The organism is Mycobacterium sp. NBC_00419, assembly GCF_036023875.1.
Taxonomy (GTDB): domain Bacteria; phylum Actinomycetota; class Actinomycetes; order Mycobacteriales; family Mycobacteriaceae; genus Mycobacterium.
In genome coordinates this window covers 5,340,003-5,362,300 of record NZ_CP107931.1, presented here as the reverse complement: position 1 = coordinate 5,362,300, position 22,298 = coordinate 5,340,003, and the positions used below count along the sequence as shown (strand labels likewise).

Genomic DNA, 22,298 nt, shown 5'->3' with positions numbered 1-22,298 from the left:
CTCAGGCGTCTTCTAGCAGGTCAGGGGTAACCGCCGACTCGGTGTCGGGGATACCGTCCTGCTTGGCCTTACGGTCTGCCATCGACAGCAGGCGCCGAATACGTCCCGCCACAGCATCTTTGGTCATCGGCGGCTCCGCCAGCCTGCCCAGCTCCTCCAGCGAGGCCTGCCGGTGCTCGACCCGCAGCCGGCCCGCCGCGGCCAGGTGGTCCGGCACCGTGTCGGCCAGGATGTCCAGAGCCCGCTCGACCCGGGCGGCCGCGGCCACCGCGGCCCGTGCCGAGCGGCGAAGGTTGGCGTCGTCGAAGTTGGCCAGCCGGTTCGCGGTGGCGCGCACCTCGCGGCGCATCCGGCGCTCCTCCCAGATCAACCGAGTGTCCTGGGCGCCCATCCGGGTCAACAACGCGCCGATGGCGTCACCGTCGCGCACCACCACCCGATCGGTGCCGCGCACTTCGCGGGCCTTGGCGCTGACGCCGAGGCGGCGGGCGGCGCCGACGAGTGCCAACGCGGCCTCGGGCCCCGGGCAGCTGACTTCCAGCGCCGACGAGCGGCCGGGCTCGGTCAACGAGCCGTGCGCCAGAAACGCTCCGCGCCAGGCTGCCTCGGCGTCGCCGACGCTGCCGCCGACCACCTGGGCAGGCAGCCCTCGCACCGGACGGCCACGCATGTCCAACAGGCCGGTCTGCCGGGCCAACGCCTCGCCATCTTTGGCGACACGAACCAGATAGCGGGTGCTCTTGCGGATACCGCTGGCCGAAAGAACATGCACCACCGCGTTATAGCCGTAGAGGTCGTAGATGTCCTTACGCAGACGCCGGGCGATGATGCCCAGATCCACTTCGGCTTCCACGACCACCCGGCCGGCGACGATGTGCAGGCCCCCGGCGAACCTCAGCAGTGAGGCCACCTCGGCCCGGCGACCACTGACGGAGTTGACCACGAGTCGGCTCAGTTCGTCCTTCACCTCGGCAGTCATCGCCACAGGTCGTCACCTCTCGGTACGTTGCCACTCGTTCCCTCCACCCCGTCCCCCTGTCGCGGTACCCCGGATCGCGTGGGGGCAGCGGCAGGAAGCGTCTGTGTCGCGGGAACGGTTCCCCGTGTGCGCACAACTTCAAGCGCTGCGGCCAGCTTCGCCGGGTCATGTAAAGGTGTACCAGGTCTGGACACGTCAGCAAACTGAACTGTCGCTTCTATCAAATTCGCAGTACGACGAAGTTGGTCACGTTCGCGGTCCGACGGCACCGAAGTGGCATCCACGATGATCTCGTGCACCGCGAAGCCCGGGGCGTGCTGGGCCAGCACGTGCAGATGACGCTCGGCCGAGAACCCGGCGGTCTCCCCCGGCTCGGCGGCCAGGTTCAGCACCACCGCCCGGCGTGCGGTCGTGGACTTCAGCGCCGCGGCCAGACCGGGGACCAGAACGTGCGGGATGACACTGGTGAACCAGGAGCCCGGTCCTAGCACCACGAGGTCGGCGGCCATGATCGCGTCGACGGCCTGCCGGGTCGCCGGCGGATCACCCGGCAGCAGGCGCACGCGGCGCACTTTGCCCGGTGTGGTGGCGACGGCGACCTGACCCCGGATCACCCGGCTCATCCGGGGATCACCTTCCAGCCCGGCCACGTCGGCCTCGATCTGCAGCGCGATGGGACACATCGGCAACACCCGCCCCTTGACTCCGAGCACGCGGCCGAGTTCGTCGAGGGCGGCCACCGGATCGGCCAGCACCTCGTTGAGACCGGCCAGCATGAGATTGCCGATCGGATGCCCGGCAAGGGCACCGCTACCGCCGAACCGGTGCTGGATGATCGTGGCCCACAGGCGGCCATGGGGGCTGTCAGAAGCCAAGGCGGCCAATGCCATTCGCAGATCACCGGGGGGAACGACGTCGAGCTCGCTGCGCAGCCGCCCGGAGGAGCCCCCGTCGTCGGCGACGGTGACCACGGCCGTCACGTGCGGCGTGATGCGGCGCGCCGCCGACAAGGTCGCGTACAGGCCGTGTCCGCCGCCGAGCGCGACGATGCGAGGACTGACCTCGCCGGTCGTCACACTCATTCGCGACCCAGATCCCGGTGCAGGACCCGCACCGAAAGTTGCCGGTTGTCGCCGAGTAAGCCGGCCAGCGCCTCGGCCATGGCGACGCTGCGATGTTTACCGCCCGTGCAGCCGATCGCCACCGTCATGTACCGCTTCCCTTCTCGGCTGTAGCCGTCGACGACGAGCTCCAGCAGCTGATGGTAGGTCTGCAGGAACTTCGTGGCGCCCGCTTGGCTCAACACGTAATCGCGGACCGCAGGATGCTGACCGGTCTGCGGGCGCAGCTCGTCCACCCAATGGGGGTTGGGCAGGAACCGGACGTCCATCACCATGTCGGCATCCATCGGCAAGCCGTACTTGAAACCGAACGATTCGACGGTGACGCTGGTCTGGGCGATCGTCTCACCCCCGAACGCGCGCTCGATACTCTCCCGCAGCGCCCGTACCGACAGCGTCGAGGTGTCGATCACCAGGTCAGCGGTGGCCCGCACCGGGGCCAACATGGCCCGTTCGGCCGCGATCCCCTCGGCCAGAGTCTGGTTGCCCTGCAGCGGATGGCTGCGCCGGTTGTTCTCGTAACGGCGCACCAGGATGTCGTCGGAAGCCTCCATGAACAACACCCGCGGGTGGATGCCGCGGGTGGCCAGTTCGTTGCGAACCCAGTCCAGGTCACCGGTGAAACCGCGGGAACGGACATCCATCACCACGGCCAGTTGGGTGATCCGCGAACCTGCGGCCAGCCCCAGGTCGACCATCCGCGCGATGAGCTCCGGGGGCAGGTTGTCGGCCACATACCAGCCGAGGTCCTCGAGCACCTTGGCGGCAGTTCCCCGCCCGGCGCCGGACAGGCCCGTCACCAGCACTACGTCGATACCCGCATCGGGTTCGGCCACCACTGGGGTCCGCCTGTCTTCAGCTGTGTCGTCTTCGGTCATAGCGATGCCTGTTGCGCAGTCCGATCATCGTCGACCGGCTCGGTCGTCGCAGCCGATACCGGCGAATCCGCCGACACCCCTAGCGCTTCCAGCACCGCCGCCGCAGTCGTGGCACCGATGCCCGGCACCGCGGTGATCTCGTCGACGCTGGCCTGACGCAACCGGGCCAGTGATCCGAAATGGGTGACCAGCGCCTTGCGGCGGGCGTCGCCCAAGCCGCGCACCGAGTCCAGGGCCGAGGCCGTCATCCGCTTGGAGCGCTTGCTGCGGTGATACGTGATCGCGAAACGATGCGCCTCGTCGCGAACCCGCTGCAGCAGATACAGACCCTCGCTGTTGCGCGGCATGATCAGCGGGTCGGCCTCGGCGGGCACCCAGACCTCCTCGAGCCGCTTCGCCAGCCCGATCACGGCGACGTCGTCGACACCGAGTTCGTCGAGCACCGCCTGGGCTGCGTTGACCTGCGGGGCGCCACCGTCGACGACGTAGAGGTTGGGCGGGTAGGCGAACTTGCGGGATTTTCCTTCTGCGGTCATCTGGTCGGGGTCCTGCTGGTCGTTCACGTGGCGCAGGAACCGGCGGCGGGTGACCTCGGCGATGGAGGCGACGTCGTCGGAACGACCTGAACCGGCCGCCTCCCGGATGGCGAAGTGCCGGTAGTCCGATTTGCGCGGCAGCCCGTCTTCGAACACCACCAGCGAGGCCACCACGTCGGTGCCCTGCACGTGGCTGATGTCCACACACTCGATGCGCAGGGGCGCAGCAGCCAGGCCGAGGGACTCTTGAATGTTCTGCAGGGCAGCCGATCTGGCGGTGAAGTCGCCGGCCCGCTTGAGCTTGTGTTGCTGCAGGGCCTCCTGGGCGTTGCGGTGCACCGTCTCGGCGAGTGCCTTCTTGTCGCCGCGTTGCGGCACTCGCAGCACCACCCGTGACCCGCGCAGCTCGGACAGCCAGCTGGCAAGTTCCCCGGCGTTGGGCGGGAGGCAGGGTACCAGCACTTCCCTGGGTACCGGATTGGTGGATTCGTCTGCAGCGCCGCCCAATTCGGCTTCGGGCGGGCCGCCCAATTCAGCTTCAGCGCCGTAGAACTGCGCCAGGAACTGCTCGACCAATTGCGCCTCGGCGGAGTCGCCGGGGTCGACCGGCTTCTCGACCACCCAGCCGCGCTGACCTCGGACCCGCCCGCCACGGACGTGGAACACCTGGACCGCCGCTTCCAGATCGTCGTCGGCGAAGGCGACGACGTCGGCGTCGGTGCCGTCACCGAACACGACCGCCTGCTTCTCCAGCGCACGCTTGAGCGCGCCGATGTCGTCGCGCAACCGCGCGGCGCGTTCGAAGTCCAGCTCCGCGGCCGCGGCATTCATCTGATGTTCGAGGTCCCGGGCGAACCGGTCGGTCTTGCCCGACAGGAAGTCACAGAAGTCGCCGACGATCTTGCGATGCTCTGCGGCGCTGACCTGACCGACGCACGGCGCTGAGCACTTGTCGATGTAGCCCAACAGACAGGGCCGGCCGATCTGGTTGTGCCGCTTGAATACTCCGGCCGAACAGGTGCGGGCCGGAAACACCCGGGTGAGCAGATCGAGAGTCTCCCGGATGGCCCAGGCGTGCGAGTAGGGCCCGAAGTACCGGACACCCTTGCGGCGCGGGCCGCGGTAGACGAACAGCCGCGGGTACTCCTCGTTGAGGGTCACCGCCAGCACCGGATAGGACTTGTCGTCGCGGTACCGGACGTTGAACCGCGGGTCGAACTCCTTGATCCAGTTGTATTCCAGCTGCAGCGCCTCGACCTCGGTGTTGACCACCGTCCACTCCACCTTGGCGGCGGTGGTCACCATCTGCCGGGTGCGCGGATGCAGGCTGGACAGGTCGGCGAAGTACGACGTAAGGCGGCTGCGCAGGCTCTTGGCCTTGCCGACGTAGATCACCCGGCCGTGGGGGTCCCGGAATCGGTAGACACCCGGCTCGACGGGGATCGATCCGGGCGCCGGGCGGTACGTCGCGGGATCTGGCACATTCTCAGGTTAGTACCGTCGAGGGCGTGCCCACGGCGCGCATCACCCGCCTCACCGAGTCGGACTGGGAGCAATTCGCTCAGCTCCGGTTGCGGGCGCTGGCCGACGCGCTGGGCACCACCGACGAGCAGTACCTCGGAGAGTCGCGGATGTCGGCGGCGCAGTGGCGGCAGCGGTTGCGGGAGCACGCCCAGTTCGTCGCCGTCGTCGCAGAACGACCGGAGGGCCTGATCGCTGCCCACCGGGCCAGTCCCGGCACCGTGTACCTGTACTCGCTGTGGCTGGACCCCCGAGTTCGTGGCCGCGGCCTGAGCCGCGACCTCGTCGGCGCCGCACTGAACTGGGCCCGCCGCAGTGACGCGCGCATCGTGACATTGCGGATGGCGCGCGACAACGTCGTCGCCCGCTCGGTCTACGAGAGTTTCGGATTCGTGGAGATCGGTGACGACGGCCGCCCCGAGGTGGCGATGCGACTCAGGCTGGCGTGATGCCGTTGCGGTAGGTCGCCATGAGTGTCCGCATGGTCTCCATCGCCTCGACGGCCCGCTCGCCGTCCACCGCCTGCACGGCGACCAATGGGATGTACTCGTAGGCGGCGAGGTCCACGCGGGCCCAGCGGGACCCCTCCGGGAAGCTCACGTCGACCACGTCGTCCCAGGGCACCACGCGTTCCAGCAGGAGGTTGCGCACAGCGATTCCGGCGGGCCCGACCCGCACCCGCGGCATCGCCAGCAGCAGGATCGCCCCACCCAGGACCACGCCCAGGGTCGCGACGGCCACTTGGTCGGCGGGCTGGATGAAAGCACCGGTGAACTTGATCTTGTATAGGAATCCGACGGTGATGCCCGCCACCGCGACGACGAACGCCGCGACGTAGGCGACGATCCGGATCAGTCGTGGCCGCAGCACGACATCCCACGCGGTCGTGGAGTCGGTCATGCCCCGCGCAGGTGGCGCAGCGTCAACGCCGTCGACAGCGCGGCCGCCGCCGCCTGGGCGCCCTTGTCCTCGGCCGAATCGGGCAGACCGGCCCGGTCGAGGGCCTGCTCCTCGTTGTCGGTGGTGAGCACGCCGTTGGCCACCGGTGTCGAGGCATCCAGCGACACTCTCGTCAGCCCCTGCGTGACCGCGTCGCACACGTAGTCGAAATGCGGTGTCTGGCCACGGATCACCACACCTAGGGCGACCACCGCGTCATGGGTGCGCGCGAGTTCCTGTGCGACGACCGGGATCTCGATGGCACCGAGTACCCGCACCACGGTCGGCTCGGCGATACCGGAGTCCTCGGCGACGCGGCGTGCGCCGTCGAGCAGCGCATTGCAAATCTGCGCGTGCCAGGTACTGGCGACGATCGCCAGCGACACCTGGGAGGCGTCCATTTCCGGAAGGTCCGGAATGCCTGCGCCCCCGCTCATTTGGCGGTCCTCACAGGGCTCCGCCCAAGTCCCCGGGCAGTTGCGCTGCGTCGTCGTAGTCGTCCAGACCGGTCAGGTCGTGGCCCATCCGGTCCCGCTTGGTCATCAGGTAGCGGATGTTCTCGGCGTTGGCGCGCACCGGCAACGGCACCCGTTCGATGATGTTCAGCCCGTAGCCGTCCAGACCCACCCGCTTGGCCGGGTTGTTGGTGAGCAGCCGCATCGAGCGCACACCGAGGTCGACCAGGATCTGGGCGCCGATGCCGTAGTCGCGGGCGTCGGCGGGCAGGCCCAGTTCGAGGTTGGCGTCGACGGTGTCGGCGCCGGCATCCTGCAACTGGTAGGCCTGCAGCTTGTGCATCAGCCCGATGCCGCGGCCCTCGTGGCCGCGCATGTAGAGCACGATTCCGCGGCCTTCACGGGCCACCATGGCCAGCGCCGCGTCCAGCTGCGGCCCACAGTCGCAACGGCGCGAACCGAATACGTCGCCGGTGAGGCACTCCGAGTGGACCCGGACCAGCACGTCGTGGCCGTCGTTCTCCGGGCCGGCGATGTCGCCCCGCACCAGAGCGACGTGCTCGACCTCTTCGTAGACGCTGGAGTAGCCCACCGCGCGGAACTCACCGTGCCGGGTGGGGATGCGTGCCTCGGCGATCCGCTCGATGTGCTTCTCGTGCTTGCGGCGCCATTCGATGAGGTCGGCGATCGAGATCAGAGCCAGGTTGTGCTCGTCGGCGAAGACCCGAAGTTCGTCGGTCTGCGCCATCGCGCCTTCGTCCTTCTGGCTGACGATCTCGCAGATCGCCCCGGCCGGCTGCAGGCCGGCCATCCGGGCCAGGTCGACGGCGGCCTCGGTGTGGCCCGGACGGCGCAACACCCCGCCGTCCTTGGCGCGCAGCGGCACGACATGGCCGGGCTTGGTGAAATCCTGGGAGACGCTGGACGGGTCGGCGAGCAGCCTCATGGTCGTCGCCCGATCCGAGGCTGAAATACCAGTCCCCACACCGTTTTTCGCATCGACCGTGACGGTGTAGGCGGTGCCGTGCTTGTCCTGGTTGACGGCGTACATCGGCAGTAGACCTAGACGATCGCAGATGTCGCCGTCCAGAGGTACACAGAGATAGCCCGAGGTATAGCGGACCATGAACGCCACCAGCTCAGGGGTGGCCTTCTCGGCGGCGAAGATCAGATCGCCCTCGTTCTCGCGGTCCTCGTCATCAATGACGACAACGGCCTTGCCCGCCGCGATATCGGCAACCGCCCGTTCGACGGTGTCCAGCCTCGTCATCGTTGCCGCCTGCCCTCTACCCTGAATCTGCTGCACACAGTATGAACCACGAGTGGACCCGGGTTATTGCCGCTCCTGCTCAGCGGTCCGCTTAGTCGGCGGCCGGCGATCTCGGGCCTCGATATGCCCAGGCCAGCCGGGGACGATGTGACATACGCGACAGGACGGGCCGGTCGACCACGCGGCGTTCTGCAACGCGCTGCTGCGCCGTCGGTGTCGGGGTGGATCAGACCTGCTTCTGGCCCGGCGTGCTGGTCACTACGCCGTTGGAGGTCCTCCAGTACCCGTCGTAGACGGTGATAGTGAAGGAGGAGAACTTGGTGAGGGCGGCGGTGCCGAGGTTGAGGCTGCCGGTCAGGGAGTCCCCGGTGGAGACGATGTACCCCGAGCCGGGGTTGGCGTTACTGGGCGGGGCGCTGAGTTTCGTGGTCGAGATCGTCTCGCCATCGGGATCGGTCGCTTTTATGCTCGTCCAGCTATTGCCGACCTTGACGGCGCTCGTAGCCGGGTCCCTGTTTTCGGCGTAGATCGGGATGACCACCGTGACGGTGCTGGTGCCGCCGTAGCCGTCGGTGACGGTGAAGTTGAACCAGTCCGTCTTTTGCGCTGCGGTAGCCCCCATCTTGGCCGCGGCGTGGAAGTAGGCCGCGCTCTGGCTGATCGAGTACGACATGGTGCCGTTGGAGTTGACGGTCACAGTGCCGCCGTTGGCGGTGGCGATGGTGCCGCCGCTGGCCAGGGCGAAGGTCGTGCCGGTGCCATCGAACTTGTTGTTGATCAGCAGTGCGTCGGAGTCGGCGTCGCTGGTGACGAACGATAGGCCGGTGATCGTCTGGACTCCGGCCGCGTTGGGGTTGGTCTTGGATCCCGGACCGGACAGCGTGACCGTCCCGGAGCTACCGTTGACCGTCGCCACAGGCGCGCTGTTGCTCACCGTCGGGGCGACGTTGATGGTGGCGATGACAACCGACTTGCCGGTGGCATCGGTGGCCGTGATGGTGAACGAATCGTTCGGCGTCGTGGAGTGGCCCAGGCCGGCGGTCCGGGTGTAGGTGTAGGTGCCGTCGGCGTTGACCACCACGGTGCCCTTCGAAGGCCCGCTGCCCAGGCTGTAGGTCAGCCCCAGGCCGGTGTCGCCGGCCGGGACGTTCAGCGACCCGCTCGTGGAACCGGCCACGCCGTTGGTGTTGGTCTGCGGCGACGGCGTGGTCAACCCGCTCAGCGTGACCGTCGCCGTGGTGACCCCACCGTGATTGTCGTCGACCTGCACCTGGAACGAATCCGAGCTGACCCCCACCTTCGGAACGTAGGTGAACGAGGTGCCACTCATCGTCACAATGCCGCCGTTGGTGGTGTAGGCCGATCCACCGCTGGTGTTGAGCAGGCGATAGGTCAGGCTGTCGCCGTCACCGTCAGAGCCGCCGGAGATGGTGCCGCGCACCACACCGAGCCCACTGGCACTCGAACTGGCGACACTGCCGCTCAACGTCGGCGCCGCGTTCTGCTTCTCGATCGGGATCGAATACGTCGCGTTGGTGGTACCGCCGAACGCATCGCTGACCGCGACCGTGAATGTGTCACCGGGATCGCCCACCACCGCATGGTCGTGCCAGTAGCTATCCGAGACCCCGAACCACGCGTACTTCTGCAACGAGTAGCTGAAGGACCCGTTGGCGGCCACGGTGATGGTCCCACCGTTGGCGGTGTTGTAGGTGCCCGCGGCCCACGTGACCGAATCACCTTCGGCGTCAGTGGCTTTCAGCGTTCCTGACGTGCTCTGCTTGTCGTACGGACCCACAATCCGATCCAGCGACGAACTGGCCACGGTCACACCGTTACCCACCGGCGCGGTGTTGGTCACCGTCGGGGCGACGTTGATGGTGGCGATGACAACCGACTTGCCGGTGGCATCGGTGGCCGTGATGGTGAACGAGTCGTTCGGGGTCGTGGTGTGGCCCAGACCGGCTGTGCGGGTGTAGGTGTAGGTGCCGTCGGCGTTGACCATCACGGTGCCCTTCGACGGGCCGGTACCCAGGCTGTAGGTCAGCCCCAGTCCGGTATCGCCAGCCGGGACGTTCAGCGAACCGTTGGTGACACCGCCGGCCGCGTTGATATTGGTCTGCGGCGACGGTGTGCTCAGGCCGCTCAGCGTGACCGTCGCCGTGGTGAGGCCACCATGACCGTCATCAGCCTGCACCTGGAACGAATCCGAGCTGACACCCACCTTCGGGACGTAGGTGAACGAGGTGCCACTCATCGTCACGATGCCGCCGTTCGTGGTGTACGCCGACCCGCCGCTGGTGTTGAGCAAGCGGTAGGTCACGCTGTCGCCGTCACCGTCAGAGGCACCCGAGATGTTGCCGCGCACCACACCGAGCCCACTGGCACTCGAACTGGCGACGCCTCCGCTCAACGTCGGCGCCTTGTTCAGCGATGCGATCGGGACCGCGTACGTTACCGCGGTGGTACCACCGAAGTCATCACTGACGTTGACAGTGAATGTGTCAACCGCACCGACAGGCTGGTGCCAGTAGGCATCATGGGTGTGGATCAGCAACCCGTCGTCGTACGCGTCCTTCTCCATCTTGTAACTGAACGTGCCGTCAGAGTTGACCGTGACCGAACCACCGTTGGTCGTGGTGTACGTACCACTGGCGAAATGCACCGCGTCGTTATTCGGGTCCGTCGCGTGCAGCGTGCCGTTCGTCTGCTGGATGTCGGACCAGTTGAGTACTCCCACACTGGTGTAGACCGGCGCGCCGACGGGCGAGTCGGTGGTGAGCCCGGTGCCCACCGGCGCGAGGTTGCCGACGGTCGCGTTGACGGCGAAGCTCATGGTGACCGTCCGGCCGTTGGCGTCGGTGGCGATCACAGTGACGACGTCGTTGGGCGTCGTCGTATGGCCCAGATTCGAGTCGCGGGTGTAGGTGAAGGCGCCCGTGACCGGGTTCCAGGACGTGACCGTGCCCTTCGAGGGGGCGGCACCCAGCGTGTAGGTGAACATTCCGGTATCGAGGGCGGGCGTCGGCACCGACCCTGTGACAACGTTCTGCGTCGATGTGTTGACACTGGCTGGGGTGAGCGAGGTGGTGTTGGACACCGTGACGGTCGTGACGGTGCTGCCGCCGTGGGCATCGGTCATCTGCACCTGGAAGGACTGCGTGGCGCCTGCCGTCGACGTCGAGACGTAGGTGAAAGTTCCGTCTGCTTTGAGGGTCACGATGCCGCCGTTGTTGGCGCCGTTCTTGGTGTAGGCGGAGTTACCGCTCAGACCGTTGACCGACGAGCCGACCAGCGAATAGGTCAACTGGTCACCGTCGGAGTCGCTGCCGCCGACGCTGCCGCGCACCACACCCAGCCCGTCGGCCGCGCCCGTGGTCGGGGACGCCGAGGGGTTGGCGTTCGTCCCGCCGACGATCTGAATCTTTTGCGTGACAAGGTAATTCTGGCCGTCGGCGCCCTTCACGGTGACCTGCACCGTGTCGTACCTGTCGTCCGGGTTGTCTGAGGTAGCGGCGTGGAAGTACGCGGATCCGGGAAGGGTCTGGGTGTAGGAGAAGCCACCGCTGTTGCTGTTGATCGTAACCAGGGCACCCCAGGCGGAGGTGTACGTGTTCCCAGCGGCCGGCGAGTAGCTCGCGGCATTGCCGTTCTGATCGACCGCGTGGAAGCTTCCGTACGCGTACTCGGAGCCGAGAACCTTGCTCGGGTAGCCGGAGTTGTAGCTGGTGCTCGTCGTGAAATTAGTGCCGGGCAACGGCGTATTGGCGACGGTGAGAATCTTGACCTGGAAGGTGAGCGTGTACGGGGCGCCGTCCACCGACGACACGGGAATACTCACGGTGTCGTACTGGCCGGCAGCACCCGCAGCGAAGAACGCCGGCCCGGGAAGCGTGTTGGTGTAGGTGTATCCACCGTCATAGGTGTTGATGGTGACCAACGCGCCCCACGCCGAGGTATAGGTCTTCCCGTCGGCGGGCTGGAAGCTGACGGTGTTGCCGTTCTGATCAACAGCGTGGAACGATCCGGCCGCGTACTGAGACGCGGTCTCGGGCGTCAATCCTATTGTGTACAGCCAACTCTCGTATGTCGTACTCTTCGTGTAGTTCAGCAGCGCCGCCATTTCCTGGAAGCGCTTGTAAATCCCGACGAAAGCCACGTAGGTGACCACCGTGAAGGGATTTACCTGCTCCGCGGTCCAGGTCGGTAGAGTGATATCCCAGGCCCGAGTCGGGTCGTAAAACGCACCACCGTCGGTGAGCCCGAAGGTCAAGGTCGCCCCGGCCTGCGCCGCAACGACCTTGCTTATGAGACTGGCCGAGTCCGACAGATCGGCACGGGTAACCGTGGCACCGGTGGTCGCCTTGATGACATCGATCTCCCACTGGGCCGGGTCATAGATGCCGTTGAGCATGTCCTGCAACACTGTTGCGGTGCCGACCACCGTGGCGGCCATGATCTTGTACGGGTTGATGATGTCGAATGTGCCGGCCCCGGGAGCGATCGTGAACGGTGGCACGATCCGGTTCAGGAAATCGCCCCACGCATTGAGGGTGTCCGTGAACGTGTAATTAGGGATTGCGGACTGGAAGAACAGGCCGACGACGCCGAGCAGGTCTTTGACCCACCGCGCCGGACTGCCTGCGATCGCGTTGTCGATCAAGTTCTGCAACTGAAGGTCGGCCAGGTCGAGGTTCTGGTCGGTTTGGGTATTCGTGATGTCGACGAACTTCTGCGGTGTCCCGGGCCAACCGGCGAGCCGATTGACCGCCCACGTCAGAACGCCCTGGAAGTACCACTCAGCCGTCCCCGCCACAGGTGTCGCGGCGGCAGCGGGCGACGCGGCGGCAGCCGCCATGACGCTGGCGGTAGCGGCATCGGCCGAGGCCTGTGGTGTGACGAAGTGGTAGAGACCCGAGGCGATCGGCTGGCCGACCACTGGGATCATCCCGATGAGATCCCTTGTGACATCGCCGATTTCGTCGGCAACGTCGACTCCGTTACGGTTGAGCACCGCGGTGCCCAACTCCGCGAGATCGCCGAGAAGACTGATGGCATTGATCACGGGCGCCAGGACGATGTTCACCACGTTGGTCAGCTGGAGGCCGAATTGCATTGCCTCGTGCTGGGATTCGACCGACGAGTTGGCGTTGTACGCCGCGGTCAGTGTCGCGACCGCATCCTCGGGAGAGATAGGGGTGACGGCGGCGGCGCCGTCGGGGGTATCACCGGCGGATGCGCCGGTACCTGGGGTTGTCGCCGCCGGCGGAGCCGACGTCGTCGTGGTCGTGCCCGCCGAGCTGCCCTTGGGCGAACGCGTGTTGCGTACCGCCAGCGCCAGCGACTCCTCCAACCCCTGTCCCATCCAGTTCAGCACGTCGGCGATACTGGTGAAAACCTCTGGCGCGGAGGCTGTTTGCGCCGTAACGGCGTTGGAGACGGCGGCCGTCGCGGCCGGGACAGCTGCGACCGTGACGGTGGTGCTGGACTCAGTGGCCGCCACCGCTGCCGACGGCGCGGGAGTGTTGACCGTCGTGTCGGTGTCGGATTTGCCGGCAGGCTTGGCGGCCGGAGTTCCCTGGGCCGACGGCGTCGAATCTACGTCGGATGTCTTGGGCGGCTTGACCTTTATCTGAGGCTGGGCGCGCTTGTTGGAACTCCCCGCGGCGGGCTGGTCGGTGGCAGTCGAGCCGCTGGAGTCAGGACCGGAATCCGCCTTCGAACCGCCGGCGGTGTTCTTGTCGTCGCCGTTCTTGCCGGAGCCGTCCTTGTCGGAAGTGTCTTTGTCGGAGGTGTCGCTGGTCTGGCCCGACACCTTCGTCGTGGGCGGGCGCTTGGGGCCGGCCTTCTGTGCGGTGCTCTCCGAAGCCGGACTCTGCTTCGGCGCCGACGACGCATCGGCGGCATCCTTGGCGGGGCCGGTGCTCGGCGAGTCATCCGGGGCGGCCGACGCGATGCCCTGCCCGCTGGCGATCGCCGCGCCCAGCCCGATACCGACGGTGCCGACGCGCAACCACTGCGCGCAATTCGAGGATTCGATGACAGTGGGCTTGCGATGGCGGCCCTTGGTCCGACGCGGGTTGCGTGGGCTGGCGGCAGCCACGGCAGCTCCTTTGCGTCGGGGTGACGGCCCTCACCTCGCCCGACCGGGGAGACGCTCGTCACGCATCGCCCTGCAACTTAACATCGCGTCGTTGATTTGGCTAAGACAAGTCCCAGGTCCGATTTGCGAAATACCCCTGAACAGGAGTTTCGTGGGCGAAACGCCCAAAACAAACCCTGGCGTAAATTTCGCTGGTTTTGCTCAGGGTAGGGATGTCAGCAAAGGGTGGGTCAGCGCAGGCGGTCGCCGAGCAACCGCTCAACATACTTTGCGATGACATCTACCTCGAGATTCACCGAAGCGCCCACCGGGGCTCTGCCCAGCGTGGTCAGCGCCAGCGTGGTCGGAATCAGCGACACCTCGAACCAGTCGTCACCGAGGCCCGAGACGGTCAGCGAGATGCCATCGACGGTGATGGAACCCTTCTCCACCACGTAGCGGGACAGCTCGGGCGGCAGCGCGACGCGCACCACCTCCCAGTGTTCCGAGGGCGAGCGGGAGACGACATGGCCGGTGCCGTCGACATGACCCTGCACGATGTGGCCGCCCAGCCTGCTGTCGACGGCGGCAGCCCGCTCCAGGTTGACCGCGCTGCCCACGTCGACGGCAGCCAGGCTGGAACGCCGCAGCGTCTCGGCCATCACATCCGCGCTGAACTGACCACCGGGCAGAACATCCACCACGGTCAGACACACACCGTTGACGGCGATCGAGTCACCGTGGCGCGCATCAGCAGTGACGACGGGCCCGCGGATCACGAAACGGGCGGAATCGCCCAGGTCGTCCTTGCCGACGATCTCGCCCAACTCTTCGACGATTCCGGTGAACACGGGCCCCAATCTAGTCCCCGGCCTAGCCCCGGCCGTCGACCAACCGTTTCTCGCCGAAGTAGGTCGCCACCGGATTGCCGTTGAAATTGGCCACCGGCCGGTATCCCGCCGCCTCGTACATGCGCTGCGCGTGCGGCTGCCGCGCACCGGTGTCGAGCCTCGCGACCTGGTAGCCCAGCCCGCGCGCGGCGTCCTCGAGCGCCTGCAACAGGGCCTTGGCCAGGCCCCTGCCGCGCTCCTCGGGTACGACGTACATGCGTTTGATCTCGCAGGCGCCGTCGGGCAGCCGCTTGATCCCGCCCCCGCAGACCGGGCGGCCGTCGCGATAGCCCACCAGATAGGTGCCACCAGGCGGCCCGAGCTCGGCTGCGCCGGCTTTCGGCATGTTCTCGGCCTCGATGTCGAGTCCGTCGTAGAGATCGCGCATCTCGGCCACCATCGCCGCGACCAGCGCGGCAGCCTCGCCCGCGCCGGCCGGGACGTGCTGAAACTGCAGGTCACTGCCCATACCCACACTCATACCGACGTGGTCACGACTGGGCAACCCCAGCGTCGCAAATGAGGTCGAGTCGGAGCGACCCACTACGATGCACCTATGCCGACGCGCCGCCGAATGTTCGCCGTCCTTGCCGCCCTGCTTTCGACAGCCACGCTGGTCGTCGCGGGCTGTTCCTCGAAGCCTGCCGAGTCCCTCCCCGACGCACAGGGGTTGCTGCAGCAGTCCATTACCGCCACCAAAGCGCTCAAGAGCGCTCACCTGGAGATCAACGTCAGCGGCAAGATCGACGGGCTGCCGGTCAAGAAGCTCACCGGCGACCTCACCAACGTGCCCAGCGTGGCCGTGTCGGGTAACTCCACCATCTCGATGGGTGGCTCCGACGTCGATATCCAGCTGGTCGTGCTCGAGGGCACCCTGTACGCCGCCCTGACCCCGAACAACTGGCTCGACATGGGGCCTGCCGCCGACGTCTACGACCCCTCGGTGATCCTGAACCCGGACAGCGGCCTGGCCAACATGCTGGCCAGCGTCACCGACGCCAAGTCCGAAGCCAGCGACACCGTCAATGGGGTGGACACCGTCCGGATCTCGGGCAAGGTCACCGGCGACGCCGTCAACAAGCTCATCCCCCAGGTCAAGGCCAGCGGTGCCGTGCCCGCGACGGTGTGGATCCAGAAGAGCGACCCGCACCAGCTGGTCCAGGCCAAGGTGGACCCGAGCGACGGCAACAGCATTCAGCTGACGCTCTCGGACTGGGACAAGCCGGTCACCGTCACCAAGCCCGCGGTCTGATCGCCGACGCGTTTCGATGACTGAGGCCCACACCACCGCAGCGGACCGGACGGACGCCACCGGCCGCAGCCGACGGATCGCGATCGGGGCGGGCAGCCTCGCCGTGCTGCTCGGCGCCCTCGACACCTACGTCGTGGTCACGATCATGACCGACATCATGCAGACGGTCCAGATCCCGATCAACCAGATCCAGCGGGTGACGCCGATCATCACGATCTACCTGCTGGGCTACGTGGCCGCGATGCCGCTGCTGGGCCGGTTGTCCGACCGGTTCGGCCGCAAACTCATCCTGCAGCTCAGCCTGACCACCTTTGCGGTCGGATCGGTGGTGACAGCACTGTCGACCGAACTGCCGATGCTGGTCGTCGGGCGGCTCATTCAGGGTGTGGCCAGCGGCGCGCTGCTTCCCGTCACACTGGCGCTGGCCGCCGACCTGTGGGCAGCCCGCAGCCGGGCCTCGGTTCTCGGCGGAATCGGCGCGGCCCAGGAGCTCGGCAGCGTGCTCGGTCCGCTCTACGGCATCGCCGTGGTCACGGTGCTGTCGAAATGGCAGGACGTGTTCTGGATCAACGTGCCGTTGACCGTAATCGCGATGGTGCTGATCCACTTCAGCCTGCCGTCCCACGACCGCAGCTCGAATCCGGAGCGGGTCGACGTCGTCGGCGGTGTGCTGCTGGCCATCGCCCTCGGGCTGGCCGTCATCGGGCTCTACAACCCGGCGCCGGACGGCAAACAGATCCTGCCGAGTTACGGCCTGCCGCTCGTGCTGGGCGCGGTGGCGGCGGCGATCGCGTTCGCTGTGTGGGAGCGCTTCGCCCGCACCCGCCTGATCGAACCCGCCGGCGTGCGATTCGTCCCGTTCCTGGCCGCGCTGGGTACGTCGCTGTGCGCAGGCGCGGCCCTGATGGTGACGTTGGTCAACGTCGAGTTGTTCGGCCAGGGCGTGCTGGGCAAGGACCCGAAGGAAACCGTATTCCTGTTGGTGCACTTCCTGTTTGCCCTGCCCATCGGCGCGTTGGTAGGTGGCTGGATCGCAACCAGGATCGGTGACCGGATCGTGGCCGTGGTCGGCATGCTGATCGCCGCAGGCGGCTACTGGCTGATCTCGAAGTGGAATGTCGATGTCATGACCGCCTACCACCACCTGGGCCCGGTATCGCTACCGGTGCTCGGCACCGACCTCGCCGTCGCCGGTCTCGGACTGGGTCTGGTGATCGGTCCGCTGACCTCGGCCGCACTGCGGGTGGTGCCCGCCGCTCAGCACGGCATCGCGTCGTCTCTCGTGGTGGTCGCCCGGATGACCGGCATGCTGATCGGTGTTGCGGCGCTGAGCGCCTGGGGCCTGTACCGGTTCAACCAGATCATGGCGAGCATGCCCAAGCCGACCGGTACCAACGTGCTGGAGATCGCCACCCAGCTCGCCCAGAACGGCCGCAAGGCGTTCGCGATGCAGTACGGGTCGATCTTCTCCATCACCGTGATCGTCTGCCTGGTAGGCGCCGCGCTGGCGGTCTTCATCGGCGGCAAGACGGCACACGCCGACGCCGACGAAGATCAGCAGCTAGCCGCCCTGCGGTAGCGGAACATCGCGGGCCAACAGGTCCGCCCAGGTGTCCCGCCGCACCACCAAGTGGGCCTCGCCGTCGGCGACGAACACCACCGGAATGCGGCGCGCCCCGTTGTACTGATTGGCCATCGTGTAGCAGTACGCCCCGGTGACCGGCACCGCCAGCAGGTCACCGACGACCGGATTATCAAGGGCCACAGCGTCGATCAGTTGATCGCCGGACTCACAATGCCTGCCGACGACCGTCACGGGTTGACCGCCACCGACCCGGTTGACCACGGTCGCCTCGAACCGCTGGCCGTACAACGACACCTCGAGGTTGTCACCCATCCCGCCGTCGACGGCGACGTGGGTTCGTTCGCCGTGCTTGACGGTGGTGACGCGGTAGACGGTGCAGGCCGCGGCGGCGGTCATCGAGCGGCCCGGCTCGACGATGATCCGGGCGTCGGCGGGCACCAGGCCGCGGGCCCGTTCGACCATCATCGCGGCGTATTCGCGCACCGACGGCGGATGGTCGTCGTAGGTGTAGCGCACCCCGAGGCCGCCACCGAAGTCGTAGACGTCGAAACTGCCCAGTTCGGCGACCGGCTCCACCGCGGCGGCCAACTGGGTGGCGTCGAGCAGTTGCGAGCCGACATGGGTGTGCACACCGTCGCAGCGCAGCACCCGGCTGCGACGGATCTTCTCGATCGCGATGCGGGCATCGGCGGGCAGCAGGCCGAACTTCGAGCCGGCGTGCCCGGTGGCCATGGCCGCATGGGTACTGCCCTGCACACCGGGAACCACGCGCACCAGGCATCCTTGACGCCGGCCGGCGGGCACGATTCGTTCCAGCCGGTCGATGTCGTCGAAATTGTCCACCACCACGAGCCCGACGCCGTTGGCCACCGCAAGCTCGAGCTCCTCGTCGGTTTTGGCATTGCCGTGCAACAGCATTCGGGCCGGGTCAGCTCCGGCGGACAGCGCGGTGACGACCTCTCCCCCACCCGCGACGTCGAGGTGCAGACCTTCCTCGGTCATCACCCGCTGGATCGCGGTGCACGGAAACGCCTTCGACGCGAACGCCACGTCGGAACGCGGCCACAGGTCGCGGAACGCAGCGAGATAGTCGCGCGCCTTGTGACGCAGGGCGTCCAGCGCGACGACCATGACGGGGGTGCCGAATTCGGCGGCGATCTCGTCGAGACGGCAGCCGCCGACCGTGAGAGTGCCGTCGTCATCGAGTGTGCTGCCGGGCGGGAACAGGCCCAGCACCTCCGGATTGCCCATCTATCGCTCCTGTGTCGGAATCACAGCATTGCCGCAGCGGCGCTGTCGGCAACCACTGTGACATCTGCATGGAGCTGGAGCACCGATGCGGGCACCGCGGCCGCGACCGGCCCGAACAGCGCGGCCACCAGCGGCTGGGCCTTCGCCGGGCCCGAGGCAAGCAGCACAATGGCGCGCGCCCGGCAGATGGTCGCCAGCCCCTGGGTGATGGCGCGGCGGGGAACCGCCTCGATGCGGCCGCCGAAGAAGCGCGCATTGTCGGAGCGGGTCCGCTCGGAGAGCGCCACGACACGGGTGGTGGACGCCAGCGGCGACCCCGGCTCGTTGAAGCCCAGGTGGCCGTTGGCGCCGATGCCGGCGATCTGCACGTCGACGCCGCCAATGGCGGCGATCCGGGCGTCGAACTCTGCTGCGGCCGCGGCCGGATCCGGTGAATCACCCTGGGGCACAACCACATTCTCCGGGGCAATGCCGAGTGGCTCGGCGATTCGCTCACGCACGTAGGCCGCGTAGCTCTGCGCGTCCGCCAATCCGAGGCCGACGTACTCGTCGAGGGCGACGACGACGGCGGACGACAGGTCGATCTCGCCTGACCTGCTGCGCCGGGCGAGTTCGTCGTAGAGCCGCATCGGCGTCTCGCCGGTCGCCACTCCCAACCGCGGCGCAATCGGGGGCAGCCTGGAGAGCAGTTCGTCGGCGGCGGCGGCAGCGAACGCCTCGCCGTCGACGATGCTGACGGTCATCACCGTGCCTCGTCGTGACGGGCCAAGCACTGCGTCCACCACAGGTGCCGGTCCGGCCGCGGCGACACGATGGTGGTCTGCGGAGTCCGCTCGATCGGCCGCCCCAGCGCCCCGGCGGCGAAGATCGCCGCGCCCAGTGCCGAGTGGTCGCTGACGTGCGGATCGGCGCGTACCTCCCGTCCAGTGGCGTCGGCGAGGTCCTGCCACATCAGGGGACTGACCGCACTGCCGCCCCCGAGCAGAATCGGCCCCGCCCGGCCGGTGGTGTCGGCGAGGACGTCGATGCACCGACGCAGTTCCACGACGATCCCGGTCAACAACCCGCGGGCGATGTGGCCGACGCCCATCGACAACCGCAAACCCTTCAGCGTTCCCGTCAGGCTGGGGTCCCACAGCGCGCCCTGCTCCCCCGGAGTCAGGTACGGCAGGAACAGCGGTGCCTCATCGACAGGCACATGCACCGCTGCGTCGAGCAACGCGGCCGGGCCGCTCAGTCCGAACAGCGCGGCTACCGCACCGAAGGCCGAACCCATTGCCAGCAGGTCCATTTCGAGTCCCCATCCGCTACCGGCCAGCGGCGTGACCAGATAGCGCAGCTGCGGGTCGCGGGTCGGCTCGTCACAGATGCCCAAGACGATCGCCGAGGTACCCGCGATCACCCCGACGTCACCGTGGTTGACCGCACCCACACCCAGTGCGCCCAGCACCGAGTCGGCCGCACCGAGAACCACTGGCAGGTCATCGAGCCCCCACCGCTGCCGCCACGGGGCGGCCAGGGATTCCACGGTGTCCGAAGGGGCAATCTCGGGCATCGCGGAAATACCTGCAGCAGTGGTGATCTCGGTGATCCAAGAGCTCTCCTCGATATCGAAAGCCGCGCTGCCCGCTGCCGTGCTCGGGTCGGTCACCAGCCGTCCGGTGAGTTGCTCGAACAACACATCCTTGGCACCGGCCGCCGTCACGCCGGCGCGGCCCAGCCCGGCCAACCGGGCATGCATGGGCGCCAGATAGCGGCCGTCCACTCGCTGACCGGTACGGCGGTACAGGAGGTCATCGCCGAAACGGGCGATCAGCTCCGCGGCCTGCTCCTCGGCACGCGCGTCCTCCCAGGTGATCGCCGGGCCGCAAACGGCTCCGTCGGCGTCGAGTTCCACCAGGGTGGGCAGCATGGCGCTGAGCCCCATACCCCGCCACCGGTGCGGTGAGACCGTGCGGGCAACCTCGTCGCCCGCGGTCTGCAACGCCTGCCACCAATCCTGCGGATTCTGTTCAGCAGCAGCCTGTTCAGGGCGTGCGGTGGGGTATCCGCACCGCGCGGTGGCGGCCACTGTGCCGTCCTCGCACACGGCGACGATCTTGATAGCGGAGGTGCCGAGGTCGACGCCGAGGACGACGGGACGATCGCTCACGATCCCGCTGCGGGCACGTTCGCGCGGGCGACGACGGTCAGCGCGTCGGCCGCAGCGTTGAGGGTCTCGTCGATATCGCGGTCGTCATGGACCAACGACACGAACAGATTCTCGAACTGCAACGGATGGAACAGCACTCCGCGGACCACCATCTCCTCATACCACCGGGTAAACAGTTCCTCGTTCGCGTGCGCCACGGCATCGCGCCAGTTGTGAATCGGCCCGTCGGCGAACCACAGCTGGAAGACGGTGCCGAGCCCTTCGCAGTACGCGTCGAGTCCCCGCTCGGCGGCCAGCTCGCTCAGTCCGGTTGCCAGCCGATGGCCGAGCGCGCGCTGGCGTTCGTACAGTCCGGGTTCGGCCAGCACATCCATCGTCGCCGACACCGCCGCGCACTGCACGACGTTGGCGTTGTAGGTGCCCGAATGGGAGTAGGTCCCGTCGGCGATCATGTGCATCGCCTCCACTGACCCGCCGATCGCCGCCACCGGGAATCCGCCGCCCAAACCCTTGGCCAGGGTCGTCAGATCCGGGGTGACCCCGAACCACTCCTGGGCGCCGCCGCGGGCGAACCGGAACCCGGTGATCACCTCGTCGAAGATCAACAGCGCGCCGTGCTTGCGGGTTTCGGCCCGCAGCAGTTCCAGATAGCCGGGCTCGGGCAGGATGCAGCCGGTGTTGAACACCGCAGGCTCGGTCAGCACCGCGGCGATCTCGTCGCCCCTGCGGTCCATCAGCTCCACGAAACTGTCCGGGTCGTTCCAGGTCAGAACAACCAGGGTGTCCTCTAGCTCGGCAGGCACGCCCGGACCCATGGCGACCGGCCGCGGATGATCGGCGGGGCCGGCCAGGACCGGATCGACGTGGTTTGACCAGTAGACCGTGTCCTGCCAACCGTGATAGTGACCTTCGAAGCGCACGACGATGCGCCTGCCGGTGGTCGCGCGGGCCAGCCGGACCGCGGTACCCACGGCCTCCGAGCCGGAGTTGGTGAACCGGACCTGTTCGATCCCGGGCACCGCGGCGACCACTTTCTCGGCGGCCTCGATCTCCAGCTCGTATGGCAGGCCGAAGCACGTGCCCAGGTCGCGCACCGCCTCGGTGACGGCGTTGGTGACGACTGGGTGGCGGTGGCCGAGGATCATCGGGCCAAGTCCGAGCAGGTAGTCGATGTAGGTGTTGCCGTCGACATCGGTCAGGCGTGAACCGCTGCCCTGCGCCATGAAGATCGGGTAGGGCTTCCAGCCGTTACGCGGAAGCCGGGCCGTCGAACCCGCCCCGCCCGGGACAGTGCGCTTGGCGCGCTCATAGAGCGCCTTGGTGTCGTGCGTCCGGGCCGCGTAGGCGTCGGTGAATTGCATCAGAGATTCTCTTTCACTTCGGAGAA

Annotated in this window: 17 protein-coding genes; 3 read left to right on the top strand and 14 right to left on the bottom strand. The window is 67.4% G+C overall.

Features of this window, described 5'->3' with window-relative positions:
• Position 1: 1 nt before the first annotated feature.
• From whiA to uvrC, 4 genes are read right to left on the bottom strand one after another with little or no spacing between them, the layout of a single operon-like run.
• Entirely contained in the window at positions 2-979 is a 978-nt protein-coding gene (whiA, locus tag OG976_RS25625) for a DNA-binding protein WhiA (protein ID WP_328364023.1), read from the bottom strand.
• Entirely contained in the window at positions 976-2,061 is a 1,086-nt protein-coding gene (locus tag OG976_RS25620) for a gluconeogenesis factor YvcK family protein (RefSeq protein ID WP_328355484.1), read from the bottom strand. Before OG976_RS25620 ends, whiA begins: the two co-directional genes overlap by 4 nt.
• Positions 2,058-2,978, bottom strand: a complete 921-nt coding sequence (gene rapZ, locus OG976_RS25615; protein WP_328355481.1) for an RNase adapter RapZ — start codon at positions 2,976-2,978, stop codon at positions 2,058-2,060. The genes OG976_RS25620 and rapZ overlap by 4 nt, the downstream gene beginning before the upstream one ends.
• The gene (uvrC, locus tag OG976_RS25610; RefSeq protein ID WP_328355479.1) at positions 2,975-4,996 is read right to left on the bottom strand and encodes an excinuclease ABC subunit UvrC; all 2,022 of its coding nucleotides are present in this window, start codon (positions 4,994-4,996) and stop codon (positions 2,975-2,977) included. The genes rapZ and uvrC overlap by 4 nt, the downstream gene beginning before the upstream one ends.
• 26 nt (positions 4,997-5,022) lie before the next feature.
• On the opposite strand from uvrC, the gene OG976_RS25605 reads away from it, so the two are divergent.
• Complete coding sequence (locus OG976_RS25605) at positions 5,023-5,484, top strand: GNAT family N-acetyltransferase (RefSeq protein WP_328355476.1); 462 nt, start codon at positions 5,023-5,025, stop codon at positions 5,482-5,484.
• Here the strand turns inward: OG976_RS25605 and OG976_RS25600 are convergent.
• The 6 genes from OG976_RS25600 to OG976_RS25575 form a co-directional block, all read right to left on the bottom strand.
• A complete protein-coding gene (locus OG976_RS25600) occupies positions 5,471-5,935 on the bottom strand; it encodes a PH domain-containing protein (protein ID WP_328355474.1) in 465 nt (154 codons plus the stop codon). The two genes, OG976_RS25605 and OG976_RS25600, sit on opposite strands and share 14 nt — an antisense overlap.
• A complete protein-coding gene (gene ribH / locus OG976_RS25595) occupies positions 5,932-6,411 on the bottom strand; it encodes a 6,7-dimethyl-8-ribityllumazine synthase (RefSeq protein WP_328355471.1) in 480 nt (159 codons plus the stop codon). The genes OG976_RS25600 and ribH overlap by 4 nt, the downstream gene beginning before the upstream one ends.
• A gap of 10 nt (positions 6,412-6,421) precedes the next feature.
• Positions 6,422-7,699, bottom strand: coding sequence for a bifunctional 3,4-dihydroxy-2-butanone-4-phosphate synthase/GTP cyclohydrolase II (locus tag OG976_RS25590; RefSeq protein ID WP_328355468.1), 1,278 nt, complete (start codon positions 7,697-7,699; stop codon positions 6,422-6,424).
• Between the two features lie 226 nt (positions 7,700-7,925).
• Positions 7,926-13,802 carry a beta strand repeat-containing protein gene (locus tag OG976_RS25585; RefSeq protein ID WP_328355465.1) on the bottom strand — a complete coding sequence of 1,959 codons (5,877 nt, stop codon included), beginning with the start codon at positions 13,800-13,802 and terminating at the stop codon, positions 7,926-7,928.
• A 230-nt stretch (positions 13,803-14,032) separates the two neighbouring features.
• Positions 14,033-14,632, bottom strand: a complete 600-nt coding sequence (locus OG976_RS25580) for a riboflavin synthase (protein WP_328355462.1) — start codon at positions 14,630-14,632, stop codon at positions 14,033-14,035.
• A gap of 22 nt (positions 14,633-14,654) precedes the next feature.
• The gene (locus OG976_RS25575; RefSeq protein ID WP_328355459.1) at positions 14,655-15,215 is read right to left on the bottom strand and encodes a GNAT family N-acetyltransferase; all 561 of its coding nucleotides are present in this window, start codon (positions 15,213-15,215) and stop codon (positions 14,655-14,657) included.
• A gap of 12 nt (positions 15,216-15,227) precedes the next feature.
• Between OG976_RS25575 and OG976_RS25570 the strand changes: the two genes are divergently transcribed.
• Together OG976_RS25570 and OG976_RS25565 are read left to right on the top strand one after the other, a co-directional pair.
• Complete coding sequence (locus tag OG976_RS25570; protein WP_328355456.1) at positions 15,228-15,923, top strand: LppX_LprAFG lipoprotein; 696 nt, start codon at positions 15,228-15,230, stop codon at positions 15,921-15,923.
• 16 nt (positions 15,924-15,939) lie between these two features.
• A complete protein-coding gene (locus OG976_RS25565; protein ID WP_328355453.1) occupies positions 15,940-17,502 on the top strand; it encodes an MFS transporter in 1,563 nt (520 codons plus the stop codon).
• Here OG976_RS25565 and lysA read toward each other — a convergent pair.
• The 4 genes from lysA to OG976_RS25545 are packed head-to-tail and all read right to left on the bottom strand — an operon-like array spanning position 17,485 to position 22,272.
• Positions 17,485-18,759: a diaminopimelate decarboxylase gene (lysA, locus tag OG976_RS25560; RefSeq protein ID WP_328355450.1), complete on the bottom strand. Its 1,275-nt coding sequence runs from the start codon at positions 18,757-18,759 to the stop codon at positions 17,485-17,487. The two genes, OG976_RS25565 and lysA, sit on opposite strands and share 18 nt — an antisense overlap.
• A 20-nt stretch (positions 18,760-18,779) precedes the next feature.
• The gene (locus OG976_RS25555; protein WP_328355447.1) at positions 18,780-19,502 is read right to left on the bottom strand and encodes a glucosamine-6-phosphate deaminase; all 723 of its coding nucleotides are present in this window, start codon (positions 19,500-19,502) and stop codon (positions 18,780-18,782) included.
• Positions 19,502-20,911 (bottom strand): xylulokinase, encoded by a 1,410-nt coding sequence (locus OG976_RS25550; RefSeq protein WP_328355446.1) that lies wholly within the window; start codon positions 20,909-20,911, stop codon positions 19,502-19,504. Before OG976_RS25550 ends, OG976_RS25555 begins: the two co-directional genes overlap by 1 nt.
• A complete protein-coding gene (locus OG976_RS25545; RefSeq protein ID WP_328355443.1) occupies positions 20,908-22,272 on the bottom strand; it encodes an aspartate aminotransferase family protein in 1,365 nt (454 codons plus the stop codon). The genes OG976_RS25550 and OG976_RS25545 overlap by 4 nt, the downstream gene beginning before the upstream one ends.
• Positions 22,273-22,298: the final 26 nt, after the last annotated feature.

Excerpts from the sequence above, each read along its gene's own strand:
- whiA (WP_328364023.1), bottom strand. The coding sequence starts at position 979 with ATGACTGCCGAGGTGAAGGACGAACTGAGCCGACTCGTGGTCAACTCC.
- OG976_RS25620 (WP_328355484.1), bottom strand. The coding sequence starts at position 2,061 with ATGAGTGTGACGACCGGCGAGGTCAGTCCTCGCATCGTCGCGCTCGGC.
- rapZ (WP_328355481.1), bottom strand. The coding sequence starts at position 2,978 with ATGACCGAAGACGACACAGCTGAAGACAGGCGGACCCCAGTGGTGGCC.
- OG976_RS25600 (WP_328355474.1), bottom strand. The coding sequence starts at position 5,935 with ATGACCGACTCCACGACCGCGTGGGATGTCGTGCTGCGGCCACGACTG.
- ribH (WP_328355471.1), bottom strand. The coding sequence starts at position 6,411 with ATGAGCGGGGGCGCAGGCATTCCGGACCTTCCGGAAATGGACGCCTCC.
- OG976_RS25590 (WP_328355468.1), bottom strand. The coding sequence starts at position 7,699 with ATGACGAGGCTGGACACCGTCGAACGGGCGGTTGCCGATATCGCGGCG.
- OG976_RS25570 (WP_328355456.1), top strand. The coding sequence starts at position 15,228 with ATGCCGACGCGCCGCCGAATGTTCGCCGTCCTTGCCGCCCTGCTTTCG.
- OG976_RS25565 (WP_328355453.1), top strand. The coding sequence starts at position 15,940 with ATGACTGAGGCCCACACCACCGCAGCGGACCGGACGGACGCCACCGGC.
- lysA (WP_328355450.1), bottom strand. The coding sequence starts at position 18,759 with ATGGGCAATCCGGAGGTGCTGGGCCTGTTCCCGCCCGGCAGCACACTC.
- OG976_RS25555 (WP_328355447.1), bottom strand. The coding sequence starts at position 19,502 with ATGACCGTCAGCATCGTCGACGGCGAGGCGTTCGCTGCCGCCGCCGCC.
- OG976_RS25545 (WP_328355443.1), bottom strand. The coding sequence starts at position 22,272 with ATGCAATTCACCGACGCCTACGCGGCCCGGACGCACGACACCAAGGCG.